This is a genomic window from Hymenobacter canadensis (genome assembly GCF_027359925.1).
Classification (GTDB): domain Bacteria; phylum Bacteroidota; class Bacteroidia; order Cytophagales; family Hymenobacteraceae; genus Hymenobacter; species Hymenobacter canadensis.
This window is the reverse complement of record NZ_CP114767.1, coordinates 1,166,376-1,180,688: the sequence shown is the minus strand read 5'-3', so window position 1 is coordinate 1,180,688 and position 14,313 is coordinate 1,166,376. Positions and strand designations below refer to the sequence as shown.

Genomic DNA, 14,313 nt, shown 5'->3' with positions numbered 1-14,313 from the left:
CAGCAAAGATACGCAGCCGGCCCCGGCGGCCAGCCAAGTGGCCCCGCTCCTACTCTACCCCCCGAATATGGCGCTGCACCTGCTTCACCAGCCGCCGGTTAAGCTGGGTGAGCAGGTTGCGGGAGCGGCGGCTGACTTCCAGCTCCTCGGCCGTAACGGGCGTCAGGACCACGGCATCCTGCAGGGCTGCAACCGCCTGCCGGTAGTGGCCCTGGTTGAGGTGCACGCGGGCCAGGTCGTAGGCGTACTGAATCTGCAGGGAGTCGAGGGTGTGGGCGTTGGTGAGGGCCTCCAGCGCGGCATCAGTGCTGGCCCCGCCCGGCATGCCGCCCAGAAATACCCGGCTGAAAATCCGCTCCAGGATAGTATAGTGGTCGACACGGTAGTGCCAGCGGCCCAGCAACTGCCAGGCCGGCGCAAAGTCGGGCCGCTGCTGCACGGCCAGAAACACGTGCGGCTTCATCACTTTGTAGGATAAGAGCCGGCCGCGGGCCGTGAGCAGCGTGGCCTGGTTGGCCAGGGCCAGGGCCTCGGCATAATTGCTTTCGGCCCCATCAGGCCGCACCACCAAGGCCCGGCTGGCGTAGAGGCGGGCCGTGGAGAAGTAGGCCGTTTTGCGGGTTTCGTCGGTGTAACGCGCCCCAATCCGGACGCTGAGCACGGCGGCCTGCCACAGCGCCTCGTAGGTGGCCGGCGCCAGGGCCAGCACCTGCTCGTACTTGCCCAGCGCCTCCGACTCCTTGTACTGGGCCTGCAGCGCCTGAGCCTCCGCCAGCAGCCGTACCACGGCGGAGGGTGGCGGCGTGGGCGGCGCGGCTACCGGCCGGGGCTTGGGCTTGCGGAACTGCGCCACCGCTGGGGCTGACCATAGCCCCAGCAGCACACTCACCCACAAAATCATCCGGCCAAACGGCATTCCCATTCCTAAGCAGCTACAATCCGAACGGTAAAGCTGCGGGTTTTCGGGCAATAGGTCCAAATATCGGGCGGCACCGGCCAGGTTCCGGAAATGCCAAACGCCCCGCCAACAAGGTTGGCGGGGCGCGTAGACACTCACTTTGCTCGTCGCGAAACAGCCTTTCGCGCCCCCTGGCGTGCTAGAACAGCTTGAGCTGCGACTTAGGAGTTTTGAGAATGGCCTGGGCCTGCGCAATGTCGGCCTCCGAAATATCCACGTCGCCGGTGGGCTCGGGCAGCGGCGCTTCGGGCGGGGCGGCGCTGGCGGTTGGCCGGGGCAGCGTGGCGGGGCCAGCTTTGCGCTTCACCTCGCGGCGCTCGGGCTCGGGACCTTCGTCGGTGAGCAGCGTGAGGCCGTGGATGCGGAAGTAGTTGAGCTTGTTGCCCATGGCCTTCCAGCCTTTCACGTCAATAAACTCGTGCAGGCTGATTTTCTCGGTTTCCTTGTCGGCTTTCTTGTCGCGCTGCAGCTTCACCTCCACCTGGGGCTCGGGGTTGGCCGTGACGGCTAGCATCCGGGAGCCTTTGGTTTCCGAAATGAACGTGAAGCGCTTGGCCACCGTGCTGGTTTCAATCTTGAACCGCTTCACGTAGTGCACCTTGGTTTCGCCTTCCAGGTACACAGTACTGAGCACGGTATCGGGCTCCAGCTTGCGCAGCAGCACAATGTTGGGCACGTCGAAGTGAATGGCCGGGTCGGGCGCGGTCAGCTCATAGGAGCCATCCTTGAACACCACCAGAATGGTGTTGTCGGTGTCGAAGGTGCCCAGGTAGCGGCCGTGGCCGGCGGTGTTGAGGCGACCCACCACCGAATCGAAGAACACCTCACGGCCGCCCAGCGTGGAGTCGCCGAGGCTTTTCTGAATGATTTTCTTGATGAGTTGCTTGGTCACGATGTTGCCCATCGAGCCTTTGCCCTTGATGGCCAGCTCGGCAAAATCGAAGTCGAACTGCTTGACGCGGGCCGGGGCCTTGTCGGACAGCTGAATGCCCACTATTTCCGACTCGGAGTTGGGGTTGGCCGTCAGATACAGTGTTTTGGTGCCCTTGGTGCCTTTGGTCAGGTCGTACACCTTGTCGCGGGTGATGCCCGTTACCAGGAAGCGCTTGGCGAAGCTGATGCCCGAAGCGCCGTCCTGGTACACCATGTTGTACACCAGCCGGTCGTCGTTTTTGTTGTAGACCCCCGCGTGCAGAATGTCTTTGCCCACGAAGGTCTTCTCGGCGATTTTAGTGACCGTGAACGTGCCGTCGCGGCGGATGGCAATGATGTCGTCAAGGTCCGAGCAGTCGCATACCGTCACGGCCTTCTCGTCTTTCTTCAGGCCGTAGCCGATGAAGCCGTCGGCGTAGTTCACGTAGAGCTTCTGGTTGGCCACGGCCACTTTCTGGGCTGTCACCACGTCGAAGGTGCGCAGCTGGGTTTTTCGCTCCCGATTCTGGCCGTACTTTTTCAGCAGGCCCTCGAAATAATTGATGGCGTAGCGCGTGAGGTTCACCAGATGGTCGGCTACCTCAGCCAGCTCGGTTTCCAGGCGCTGGATGAACTCCTCGGCCTTGAAGCCGTCGAACTTGCTGATGCGCTTGATGCGGATTTCAGTCAGGCGCGTCAGGTCGTCCTCGGTGAGGGCGCGGCGCAGCACAATGCGGGCGTCGTTGGCCTTAGGCTTCTCGCCTTCAATGCGCACAAACTTGCGCAGGCCGGCGTCAATGGTGGCCAGAATGTCCTCCCAAGTTTCGCACTCCTCGATTTTGCGGTAGATGCGGTTTTCAATGAAAATCTTCTCCAGCGAAGCCGAATGCCACTTTTCCTGGAGCTCCTCCTGCCGGATTTCCAGCTCCCGCTCCAGCAGCCGCAACGTTTTCTGGGTGCTGAGCTTGAGCATGTCCTCCACCCCCACAAAGCGCGGCTTATCCTCGATAATAACGCAGGTATTGGGCGAAATGCTGATTTCGCAGTCGGTGAAGGCGTACAGCGCGTCCATGGTGAGGTCCGGCGACACGCCCGTGGGCAGGTGCACCTGGATTTCCACCTCGGCGGCCGTGTTGTCGACCACCTTCCGGATCTTAATTTTATTGGCTTCCGAGGCTTTCACGATGCTTTCCATCAGCGCCGTGGTGGTGGTGCCGTACGGAATGTCGCGGATGACCAACATGGTTTTGTCGGCCTTCTCGATGGTGGCGCGCAGCCGGATTTTGGCACCGCGCAAGCCGCCATTGTAGTGGGTTACGTCGCAGAGGCCGCCGGTCGGGAAGTCGGGAAACAGCTGAATCTCCCGCCCTTTCAGCACGTCGATGCTGGCCTTGCACAGCTCGCGGAAGTTGTGGGGCATGATCTTGGTGCTCAAACCCACAGCAATACCTTCCACACCCTGCGCCAGCAGCAGCGGAAACTTCACGGGCAGCGTAGTGGGCTCGCGCTTGCGGCCGTCGTAGCTCATCTGCCATTCCGTGATGTCGGGATTGAACACCACATCCAGCGTAAACTTGCTCAGGCGGGCCTCAATGTAGCGCGGAGCCGCCGCACCGTCGCCGGTCCGGATGTCGCCCCAGTTGCCCTGGGTTTCAATCAGCAGATCCTTCTGGCCCAGGTTCACCATGGCGTCGCCGATGCTGGCGTCGCCGTGGGGGTGGTACTGCATGGTTTGCCCGATGACGTTGGCCACTTTGTTGAAGCGGCCGTCGTCCATTTCCTTCATGGCGTGCATGATGCGGCGCTGCACGGGCTTGAGGCCGTCCTCGATGGCGGGCACGGCGCGCTCCAGAATCACGTAGCTGGCGTAGTCCAGAAACCAGTTCTGGTACATGCCGTTCACGGTGGCCACGTCGTGGATGGTTTCGCCGGGCGCGAACTTGGGCTCCTCCTCGGCTTCCTCGGCCGGCGCAATGGGCTCCGGCTCGGTCACGGCCTGCACGTCGGCACTGGACTCGGCCAGCAGCAGCTCGCCGGACTCATTCACCACGGACGGCAAGGCTTGGTCGGCCGGGGTTTCCGCATCGACCGGCGTGGCCCCGAACTCCAGCGAGTCGCCGGCGCCGAACAGGTTTTCGGGCTGCTCTTCGGAATCAGGGGTCTGGGGGTTGGTTTCTTCTGACATGGGAATTTTTGTTCTTGTACCTCTCTCCGGGGCTCAGGCAAGCGCCCGAAGGTTATTTTGTATTGTTGACCGTCATGTTGAGCGAAGCCGAAGCATCGCTACCGCTGACTAATCAATGGCACTGCAACGAAGCGGTAGAGATGCTTCGGCAAGCTCAGCATGACGTTCTACTTTAGGCCAGATCCTCCTCGGCCACTTCGGCCAGCGGCAGCACGTCGGACGTAATCAGGTCTTTTTCTAGGCGCAGGTTGTCGATGATGAACTCCTGGCGGGCGGGCGTATTCTTGCCCATGTAGTAGGTGAGCACCTGCTGGATGGAGCGGTCAGACTGCAGAATCACGGGCTCCAGCTTGATGTTGTCGCCGATGAACTTGCCGAACTCGTCGGGGCTGATTTCGCCGAGGCCTTTGAAGCGCGTGATTTCGGGATTGCGGCCCAGCTGGCGCATGGCGGCCTGCTTTTCCTGCTCGTTGTAGCAGTAGATAGTGGTTTTCTTGTTGCGTACCCGGAACAGCGGCGTTTCTAAGATGAACACGTGGCCGTTGCGCACCAAGTCCGGGAAAAACTGCAGGAAGAACGTGAGCAGCAGCAGCCGGATGTGCATGCCGTCCACATCGGCGTCGGTGGCAATGACCACGCGGTTGTAGCGCAGCCCCTCAATGCCTTCCTCGATGTTGAGGGCGTGCTGCAGTAGGTTCAGCTCCTCGTTTTCGTAGACGATTTTCTTTTTCAGGCCGAAGCAGTTCAGCGGCTTGCCGCGCAAGCTGAATACGGCCTCCGTTTCCACGTTGCGGCTCTTGGTGATGGAGCCCGACGCCGAGTCGCCCTCGGTGATGAACAGCGTGGTCAGGGCTTCGGCCTCCTGCTTGCCCTCGCCGAAGTGGAAGCGGCAGTCGCGGAGCTTGCGGTTGTGCAGGTTGGCTTTTTTGGCGCGCTGGTTGGCCAGCTTCTTCACACCGGCCATGTCCTTCCGCTCCCGCTCGTTCTGCTCGATGCGCTTCTTGAGGGCTTCGGCGGCGGCGGGGTTCTTGTGCAGGTAGTTATCGAGGTGCTCTTTAACGAAGTCGAGGATGAAGCCGCGCACCGTGGGGCCGTCGGGGCCCATGTTCATCGAGCCCAGCTTGGTTTTGGTCTGACTCTCGAACACCGGCTCCTGCACCCGCACCGAAATGGCGGCCACGATGGAGCCGCGGATATCGGTGGCGTCGTACTCCTTCTTGTAGAATTCGCGCAGGGTTTTCACCACGGCCTCGCGGAAGGCCGCCAGGTGCGTGCCGCCCTGCGTGGTGTACTGCCCATTCACGAACGAGTAATACTCCTCGCCGTAGTCGTTGCCGTGGGTGAGAGCCAGCTCAATATCTTCCGCCTTGAGGTGGATGATGTCGTAGCGGCGGCTTTCCTGGTCGATTTTGCGGGCCAGCAAATCCAGCAGGCCATTCTCGGAGTAATATTTCTGACCGTTGAAGTTGATGGTCAGGCCCGCGTTCAGATAAACGTAATTCCAGATCTGGTTTTCCAGATATTCCGGGATGAAGCGATAGTTGCGGAAGATGGAATCGTCGGGCTGAAAGGTCATCAGCGTGCCGTTGCGCTGGCTGGTTTTCACCGGCTTGGCGTCGCTGGTGAGGATGCCCTGGGCAAACTCCGCCGACTTCATCAGGCCCTCGCGGACGCTCTGCACCAGAAAGTAATTGCTGAGCGCGTTAACCGCTTTGGTGCCAACCCCGTTTAAGCCCACAGATTTCTGAAAGACCTTGGAGTCGTATTTGCCGCCCGTGTTAATCTTGCTCACCACTTCCACCACCTTGCCCAGCGGAATGCCACGGCCGTAGTCGCGCACCTGCACGCGCTGGTCGGATATCTTGATTTCGATAGTGCGGCCGTGGCCCATCACGTACTCGTCGATGGAGTTGTCGATTACCTCCTTCACCAGCACGTAGATACCATCGTCGTAAGCCGAACCATCCCCGAGCTTGCCAATGTACATGCCCGGCCGCAGCCGGATGTGCTCACGCCAGTCCAGGGAACGAATGCTGTCCTCGGTGTAGCCGTGGTCGGGGGTAGTAGCGGGTACCAGTTCTTCAGCCATGAAATCAGGAAATCGAAATTTGAGGTAAAATAACACAGAAAACCGGCGGTTTCCGCGCGCTGGTTTCGCTAGCGAAGTTAGCAAATCCTTGATTCAAAACCCAGCCAGGGCCTTGTTCGTTCCCGGCTATTTCGCGAATAAACGGCCTGACAGGCCATTACGCTTCTCTCTCACTCCCATTTTTTTTAGCAAATGTTCCCTCCTGCTACCCAACACCATCTACCGCCGTCCGGCCACAAACCCAACCAGGAAGTCCGGCAGACTCCCATTGTTCAGTTCGCGTTTTTCATTCTGGGCGCCGTGCTGCTGGTGTACTCGCTGCGCGTGCTCGACGATATTCTGCTGCCACTGCTATTTTCAGCGGTATTCACGCTGCTGCTGCTGCCCATCTGCCGGTGGCTGGAGGCGAAGGGAGTACCGCGCATTCTGGCCATCATCCTGTGCCTGCTGCTGGTGCTGGCCATTTTCGCCGGCGTCATTCTGGGTTTCGGCTCGCAGCTGACGCAGTTTCAGAGCGAGATTCCCAAGCTGCAGGTGAAGATGATGGAGTTCTTCAACAACGCGCAGGATTGGGCACACAACCGGTTTGGCTACACGCCCATGAGCATTGAGGAGGTGAAGGAAACCTCTATCAAAGCGCTCAAAAAGTCGGGTGGCTCGTACCTGGGCACCACGCTCAACACCACATCGGCGGTGCTCGGCAACCTGGCGCAGGTGCTCATCTACATCTTCTGTCTGCTGCTCTACCGCGACCATCTGCGGCAGTTTATGTTCCGCTTCGTGGCCCCGGACAAGCGCACGTCGGTGCTGCACACCGTGGATAATATCCAGACGGTAGTGCAGGCCTACATTTCGGGCCTGATCAAGGTGATTATCATTGTGGCCATCCTCAACGGCATCGGGCTGCTGGTACTGGGGGTGAAATTCGCCATCTTCTTCGCCATTTTTGCCTCGGTGCTGGCCATCATCCCCTACATTGGTATTCTGATCGGGGCCACTATTCCGGCCATTATCACGCTGGTCGAAACCGGTTCGCCGGTGCAGGCGGCGCTGGTTATCGGGGTGTTTGTAGTGGTGCAGTTTCTGGAAGGCAACTTCATTACGCCCATGATTACGGGCTCCCAGGTGAGCATCAACCCGCTGGCTGCCATTCTGGCCCTGATTCTGGGCAACGAGCTGTGGGGTACGCCGGGCATGATCCTGAGCATTCCGTTGATGGCCGTGATTAAAGTGGTGCTCGACGCCAACAAATCCACTGAGCCCTGGGGCTTCCTGCTCGGCGATACCGCCGACGGCGAAGACTCCACGAAGTCCGGCAACCAGGAGCCGGGCGGCTTGAAAAAGCTCTGGCACCGCCTCACCAACCAAACCTGACGCGCTTAGCTGAAGTGGCCGTAGCGCCCAAATAAGATCTGTTTACGCTAAAAATTGAGGGTGTAGGTGTCTGTGGTTTCGGCCGTAGCACCGAAACCCTCTTTTTGGTTTAAGAGACCTTGGTTCACCACGCCCTGCACCGTGGAGATGCCAAAGGACAGCCGCTGGAAAGCCGGCACTTTGCAGCGCAGCAGCTCGGCCAGCACCGCATCTACGGCCCCCACCTGCTTGCCGCGCGGGCTGCCGCCGATGTACTGCGTGTGTACAAACCCCTGGCGGGCATCCTGAAACACCAGCACGCCGCCCACCACTTCTTCGGCCAGGCGGGCCACCCACAGCTCCAGGTGACCCGGGTTCCGGTCACGCAGCCGGCAAATTTCGGCCAGGGTGTGTACTGGCTGGCGGCCGTGCGTGCGGTGCAGGTTGGTAGCGAGCAACTCCCAGAAAGCGGCATAGTCGGCGTCGGCGGTGGTGCAGCCCACAGCCACGCCGTGAAGGCGCGCCTTGCGCAGGTTGCCGCGGCGCCAGGTACCAATCCGAAACGGCCGGGTCAGGTCGATGACCGAATTCAGCTCGCGGGCCGCCAGCTGCGCCCCCTGCCGGTGCAGCCAGAACAGGGCAGCCTCGGAAGGCTGCCGGCAGAACACCCGGGGCACCGGTTTCAGGAGCAGCTGCCGAAAGCCGGCTGCGTGCCAGGCCGTGCGCAAGGCATCCAACCAGGTTATCACATCAGGTGTTTTGGCTGCCCCAGCCGTTACGAGGCCACCGTAGGCAAGGCCGGGGTGCGCAACCAGCGTGGCGGGCTCGGCTGCATTTCGGATACGCCCGGCCACAAACACGGCCCGCAGCCGCAAGCCCTGCCACACCAGCCACGAGCAATCCTCGAACCGGTCCTGGTGATAGTCCAGATACGCGCGGCCAAACAGGAAGGGGCCGTTGGCCGAAGCCGCCACCAGCGCGTCCCAGGCGGCGGCGTGGCCGGGCTCATACCGCTCTACCCGGATGGCAGCAGGTTCCGCGCCACTCATACGCGGTGGGCGGTTGGGCTACCGGCAGGGGCCAGCGCCCGGAATGCGGCATAGTCGCGGATGTAGCTGGCCTCCGAATAAGGCTCCGATACCAGGCACAGCAGCACGGCCTGCTGCTGAAAGCGCACAGTCCGCCAGTACAGCCCGGGCAGGTAGAGGCCCACGTCGGGCCGGTCGAGCACGAAGTGCTGCTGCTGGCCCGTGGTAGTTTCCAGCGTGATTTCCAGGCGGCCACTCACGGCTACCAGCAGCTGCTGCAGCGTGTGGTGGGCATGGTGGCCGCGCTGCACCTGGCTGGGAGTGTGATAAATCCAGTAGGAGCGCGCCACCGTGAAGGGCAGCACCCCATCGGACGCCACGGCCACCGTGAAGCCGGTATCGGCGCTGCCGGTGCGCGGCAGCGGCAGCAGGCACGGTACGGAATAGACGGCAGGCGGCGGGGGCATAGAGGCTATAAGAGGCAAAACTACCGGCACGCAACCGGGCTAATCAGCCAAAAGTAACGCTTCTGCTCTTGCCACCCAACCGGCCGGCTCAGGTTCCCCCGGCGTACTGACGGCAGTGGTAGGCCAGAATTTTGTTCGGCTTGCGCACAACTCCCGCCCCGGCCTGCCAGTATACTTCCTCAGTTCGGGCCTGCTTCAGCAAGGCCCGAACTTTTCCTCCCACCTAATCAGAACCGACATGGCTGCTATTACCGGCGAAACCGCCCGCGCATACAACGACCTCGTAGAAATCAACACCACCGCCGCCAAAGGCTACCAGGAAGCCGCCGAAGGCGTAACCAACGCCGAGCTGAAGTCGAAGCTGAGCCAGATGAGCCAGCACCGCGCCCAGTTCGCCGCTGAACTAACGCAGCATGCGCAGCAGCTAGGCATCAAGCCCGAGCAGGAAAGCACGGTGGAAGGCGTAGTGGCAGAGGCTGCCGCTGCCGTACATCGCGGCTGGATCAACCTCAAATCGGCCATCACCGGCCAGGACGACTCGGCCATTCTGGGCGAGTGCGAAACCGGCGACGCAGTAGCACTGCAGTCGTACGAAACGGCACTGAAATCCAATGAGCTGCCGGCTGACGCCCGCGACGTAATCCAGAAGCAGCACGGCGCCATCCTGTCCGACAAGAACTGGATAACCCAGCAGAAAGCCAGCCGCTAGCCTATTGGCCCTACCTGCCCACTCCTGATAAAAAGCCCGCCTTGTGCGGGCTTTTTTGCGTTCGGGGGCCAACGCACTGCCCGGCGGTTGGCACGTGCAACCTTCCGGACGCGTATCTTTGTTACCAATTAGCTTAGCATCCTTTTTTTACCCGATACCGCGCCGCTTTTGTACGCCATCATCGACCTTGAGACTACCGGGGGCCAGCCCACGCAGGACCGCATCACCGAAATAGCCATCTTTATTCACGATGGCGAAAAGGTGGTGGACCAGTTCGACACCCTGCTGAATCCGGGGCGCCCCATTCCGTTTTTCATCACCCAGCTTACCGGCATCAGCGACGAGATGGTGCGCGACGCGCCCAAGTTTCATGAGGTGGCCCGCAAGGTGGTGGAAATGACCGAGGGCTGCGTATTTGTGGCCCACAACGTGCGGTTCGACTACTCGTTTCTGAAAAAGGAATTTGGCGACCTGGGCTACACGTACTCGCGCAAAACGCTGTGCACGGTGCGCCTGAGCCGGTCGCTGATGCCGGGCCAGCCCAGCTACAGCCTCGGCAAGCTGTGCCAGAACATCGGTATTCCGCTCAACGGCCGCCACCGCGCCGCCGGCGACGCCGCCGCCACCGCCATCCTGTTCGACCGCCTGCTCAAAATCAGCCAGCAGGAAGAAGCTCTGGCACAGCCCGGCCTCTCCCCCGCCGATACGCTGGCCGCCGTGGATGCCAACGCCCCCGCCGGCCGCCGGCCGGCCCCCGCGCCCGCCCGCGCCGCCAGCGCCGCCAGCGTCGGTTCCGATACTACGGAAACTACTGTGGCCGTGCCTACCAAACAACCCTCGGCCCGCAAGGTGAAGGCCGTGCAGGATGCCATCCGTACGGCGCTGCTGCCACCCAATATCACGCCCGAGAAAGTGGCGTCTTTGCCCCACACGGCCGGCGTCTACTACTTCCACGACGAGAAGGGCGAGGTGATTTACGTGGGCAAGAGCATCAATATCTACAAGCGGATTCAGCAGCACTTTGCCATCGACTACAAGTCGCGCAAGAGCATTGAGTTTAAGAACTCCATTTCGGATATCACCTGGGAGTTGACGGGCTCGGAACTGGTGGCGCTGCTTTACGAGTCGCACGAAATCAAGCGCCTCAAGCCGCTCTACAACCGCAAGCTGCGCCGCTCGGTGTTTCCGGCCGGCATTTTCCTGCGCACCGACGAGCAGGGCTACAAGCACCTCTACTACGGCCGCGCCGACGACCACACCGGCTCCCACCCACTGATTGCGCTCGGCAACCAGTTCAAGGCCAAGGGCTTTCTGTTTCACAAGGTGGCCAAGTTCAACCTGTGCCAGAAGCTCTGCGACCTGTACAAAACCAACGGCTCGTGCTTTGACTACCAGGTGCACCGCTGCAATGGCGCATGCCTGGGTCTGGAGCCCGCGGAAGAGTACAATAAGCGGGTGGAAGAAGCCATCGAAAGCTTCACCTATGAGCACGGCTCGTTTGTGGTGATTGGCCCCGGCCGCCGCGACGATGAGAAGACGGTGGTGCTGGTGGAGCACGGCCGCTACCTCGGCTTCGGCTACGTAGACACCGAAACTTTCTCCGCCCGCCGGCTCGACGACTTCAAGGAGGTCATTACCCGCTACAACGACAATAAGGATGCTCAGCAGATTATCCGACAGTACCTGCGCACCAAGCACAAAGACAAAGTGAAGGTGTTCAAATAGCCCCCTGCTGCTCCGGCCTGTTTCTTTGGCTCCGCCCTACCGGCGGAGCTTTTTTTTGCCCGCTGCCTGTGAGGTAAAGCCCATTTCGCCGGCTCCGAAAATAAACCTGCAGCTTTGAGGCGACAGCCCCAGCGACAACTGTATATTCATTAACTACTTTGCGCTAGGACTATACCCCTATTCTACCACTGCTTCCTCCTGTTCCAGGCTTGAACTGTTCCAACGAAGTGCTTTATCATGGATAACCAGCTATACCCTCGCCAGCAGTCCCTATACTTTCATAACCATCTGGCTAACATCATAGAATACCCGGATTGCTACGTGCAGGTGGAGTGGCAGCCGGCCCCGATGTACAGCAGTAGTCTGCGCGAAGTATACGAGCAGCTGCTACAGCTCCTGCAGGAATCGAAGCTTAGCAAAGTGCTATCTGACCACCAGATGATGCCGGCCATTATGCCGCCCGACCGGGATTGGCTGGTGACTGACTGGGCACCACGCGCCGTGCAGCACAGCAGCTACCGCTACTGCGCCATCATCAACTCGCACGACGTATACAACCGGCTGGGTACCACCGAGCTGGTACAACGCATCAGGGGCAGCGTAGCGCTGCACGTATCTCACTTTCAGGACCACGAGTCGGCGGCCCGGTGGCTGCTGAGCAGCTGACTGGCACTGGCTTAGCGGCCGGGCCCCTGCTGGCATTCCCGCAGCCACGCTACCGCACTGGCCTCATCGTTGAAGCGGCGCATAGTGTAGGTGTGGGTGGTGCTGGCTTCGTTTTCCTGAAATACCGGCAGCGCCTGGGTGATCTGCTGATAGAAGGGCGACAGGAGCTGGCTTAGAAATACGTTTTGGCCCAGCTGGCTGCTTAGCGTCGGAAAGAATTCCTGAAAGCCCCATTGGGTCGTTTCGGCATCGGCTGGTGTGCGGCGGCGGCCGTCGAGCAGCCAGAACGGGCAGCTGGTCTGGCGGGCGGCGGCCAGAATCTGGTGGTACCCCTCGCGCGTTTCACTGCCCGACACTTCCCGCAGCCAGCGAGCCACCAGCATATCAAGGTCGGGGCGAAAGGTGATAGACAGGTAATCTGAGTCAAGTAGGGCGTGCATAGAAGCGAAAAAGGGCCGCAAATGTACACCAGAAATACCCATCCGCTATCTGGCAACAGCGGCTGCCCACCAGCCTCAGGCAGAACCTAATAGAGCCGATGCCGCAGCAGCCAGCCGGCCCCGTCAAACTCGCTGGCGGCAGGGCTGTATTTTTCCACTTTCACGGCGCGGGGCACAGTCAGACTGTTGCCGTCGCCGCTATCGAAAACGGTTGTGCGGGTAGGTGTAGCCACCGGCGAAACCGGGCCAAGCACCACATCCTGCCCGGCTCCGTCGTAGAGGCCCACGCTGATGCCGGCTGCCGGCAAGGCCCGCAGCTCAAAAATATCGTTGCCGCCTAAGCCAAATAGTTTCAGGGTACTGGTTTCCCCGGCCTGAAAGGTACGCTGGCCGATTAGGCTGTCGGGACGGGCAGTATGGCGCAGGTACACGCGCACACGCACCTGCTGTGGCGCCGGCACCTCCACCACAAACCGCTCCGGCTGGTCGGTGCCCGGCAGCTCCACGTTGCGCGCCAGCAACGCGTAGAACTTGTCGGCCACAGCTGGCAGCTGAGCCCGGCGGCCGTTGAGCTTCTGCTCGAACTCCGGCCCTACCAGGCCATATACCTCCCTGGGCCATACGGCCAACGCCTCCTTTATCACGGCCGGCGAAAGCTGCTGCTGCAGCGAATCGGCAATCTGGCGGAAGTCTTCGCGCGAAAGGTACGCCAGCAGCGACTTGTCCATGGGCCGGGCGGCGCGGTTGAGGCCCTCCACATCCGAAAGCCGGATTCGCTCGTCGAACGTTTGGTAGTTGGACTTCACCCAGCCAATGATGTGGGTAAAAAACCCGTCGTTGAACTTGAAAAACGCGTGGTCCCGGTCGCGCGGAATGGGCCGGTAGCTGATGTCGCCGCCAAGTGCCTCGAAGCTGGCCCAGCGCCACTGGTCTTCGCGGCGGCTCCAGTCGCCGAGCCACATATCGAACAGGCGGGCCCGCAGGTAGCGGCGCGCATCTACGCTGAACCGGGGGTTGGCCAGCAGGTTGGTGAATACCTTGCGGGAGCTTTCCACACGGGTGGAATTGCCGAAGCTGGCCACCAGGCGCTGGTCGCCCTCGGGCCGCTCTTCCAGCAGATACAGGGCATTGGCAAAGCTCTTGCGAAACTCGCCCAGGCCGGGGTCGTCGGCCAAGTATATCAGGCGTGGGTTGGTATGGTACACGCCGGCAGCCTGCGCCAGCCGGGGCACTATATAGGCCCCGTAGGGATTGATAACGCTGGTCTGGTCTTTCATAAGGCGACCGATGGGGCCGGCCTGCAAACCCTCCGGCAACGCTTTGGTGGCATCTTTATCCACGGAGCGCAGCACGTACTGCACGCCGTTGCGGTCGACGAGGCGCAGGTTTTTGGTCTGGAACGAGCCTCCCTCCTGCACCGGCGTCAGGCCGCCGGGTACGGCCGTGCGCAGCTGCACGATGGGCACCGTAACGGGCAGCGCCCACAGCTCGCGGTAGTGCCGGCCCCAGAAGAAATTGTGTATGCCCGAACGCTCATACTGCGGCCCGGCGGCCACCTGTACCGTGGAGTCGGACAGCACCCGCACCTGGCGTGGGGCCGGCGGCGCGGCCGGCGCCGAGCAGGCATGGCACAGCAGCGCCGTGCATATACCACTGGCAATCCGGCTGCGGGAATTCAGGATAAAAAAAGACACGCGGCGAAACGAATAAGATGACAGCCGGACAGATGGCCGCCCTTATAGCGTAAACCCGGCCGCAGGGGTTGGCGGGCGCCCCCAAAG

11 protein-coding genes are annotated in these 14,313 nt (G+C 61.2%); 4 read left to right on the top strand and 7 right to left on the bottom strand.

What is annotated here, in order from left to right; translation table 11 throughout:
* Positions 1-49 precede the first annotated feature (49 nt).
* The 3 genes from O3303_RS05085 to O3303_RS05075 form a co-directional block, all read right to left on the bottom strand.
* Positions 50-922, bottom strand: coding sequence for a tetratricopeptide repeat protein (locus tag O3303_RS05085; RefSeq protein ID WP_269560986.1), 873 nt, complete (start codon positions 920-922; stop codon positions 50-52).
* Between the two features lie 175 nt (positions 923-1,097).
* On the bottom strand, positions 1,098-4,055 hold the full coding sequence (locus tag O3303_RS05080) for a DNA gyrase/topoisomerase IV subunit A (protein ID WP_269560985.1): 2,958 nt from the start codon (positions 4,053-4,055) through the stop codon (positions 1,098-1,100).
* Positions 4,056-4,227: 172 nt separating this feature from the next.
* Positions 4,228-6,144: a DNA topoisomerase IV subunit B gene (locus O3303_RS05075; protein WP_269560984.1), complete on the bottom strand. Its 1,917-nt coding sequence runs from the start codon at positions 6,142-6,144 to the stop codon at positions 4,228-4,230.
* Between the two features lie 192 nt (positions 6,145-6,336).
* On the opposite strand from O3303_RS05075, the gene O3303_RS05070 reads away from it, so the two are divergent.
* Entirely contained in the window at positions 6,337-7,518 is a 1,182-nt protein-coding gene (locus O3303_RS05070) for an AI-2E family transporter (protein WP_269560983.1), read from the top strand.
* A gap of 47 nt (positions 7,519-7,565) precedes the next feature.
* Here O3303_RS05070 and O3303_RS05065 read toward each other — a convergent pair whose 3' ends face one another.
* The gene (locus O3303_RS05065) at positions 7,566-8,546 is read right to left on the bottom strand and encodes a GNAT family N-acetyltransferase (protein ID WP_269560982.1); all 981 of its coding nucleotides are present in this window, start codon (positions 8,544-8,546) and stop codon (positions 7,566-7,568) included.
* Entirely contained in the window at positions 8,543-8,992 is a 450-nt protein-coding gene (locus tag O3303_RS05060) for a sugar 3,4-ketoisomerase (protein WP_269560981.1), read from the bottom strand. The genes O3303_RS05065 and O3303_RS05060 overlap by 4 nt, the downstream gene beginning before the upstream one ends.
* A gap of 238 nt (positions 8,993-9,230) precedes the next feature.
* On the opposite strand from O3303_RS05060, the gene O3303_RS05055 reads away from it, so the two are divergent.
* From O3303_RS05055 to O3303_RS05045, 3 genes are all read left to right on the top strand, one after another.
* On the top strand, positions 9,231-9,701 hold the full coding sequence (locus O3303_RS05055; protein ID WP_269560980.1) for a PA2169 family four-helix-bundle protein: 471 nt from the start codon (positions 9,231-9,233) through the stop codon (positions 9,699-9,701).
* 168 nt (positions 9,702-9,869) lie between these two features.
* Positions 9,870-11,426 carry an exonuclease domain-containing protein gene (locus O3303_RS05050; RefSeq protein WP_269560979.1) on the top strand — a complete coding sequence of 519 codons (1,557 nt, stop codon included), beginning with the start codon at positions 9,870-9,872 and terminating at the stop codon, positions 11,424-11,426.
* Between the two features lie 237 nt (positions 11,427-11,663).
* Complete coding sequence (locus tag O3303_RS05045) at positions 11,664-12,092, top strand: hypothetical protein (RefSeq protein ID WP_269560978.1); 429 nt, start codon at positions 11,664-11,666, stop codon at positions 12,090-12,092.
* A gap of 11 nt (positions 12,093-12,103) precedes the next feature.
* Here the strand turns inward: O3303_RS05045 and O3303_RS05040 are convergent, their stop codons facing one another.
* Both O3303_RS05040 and O3303_RS05035 read right to left on the bottom strand, forming a co-directional pair.
* Positions 12,104-12,532, bottom strand: coding sequence for a hypothetical protein (locus tag O3303_RS05040; protein WP_269560977.1), 429 nt, complete (start codon positions 12,530-12,532; stop codon positions 12,104-12,106).
* A gap of 86 nt (positions 12,533-12,618) precedes the next feature.
* On the bottom strand, positions 12,619-14,226 hold the full coding sequence (locus O3303_RS05035) for a hypothetical protein (protein WP_269560976.1): 1,608 nt from the start codon (positions 14,224-14,226) through the stop codon (positions 12,619-12,621).
* Between the last annotated feature and the right edge of the window lie 87 nt (positions 14,227-14,313).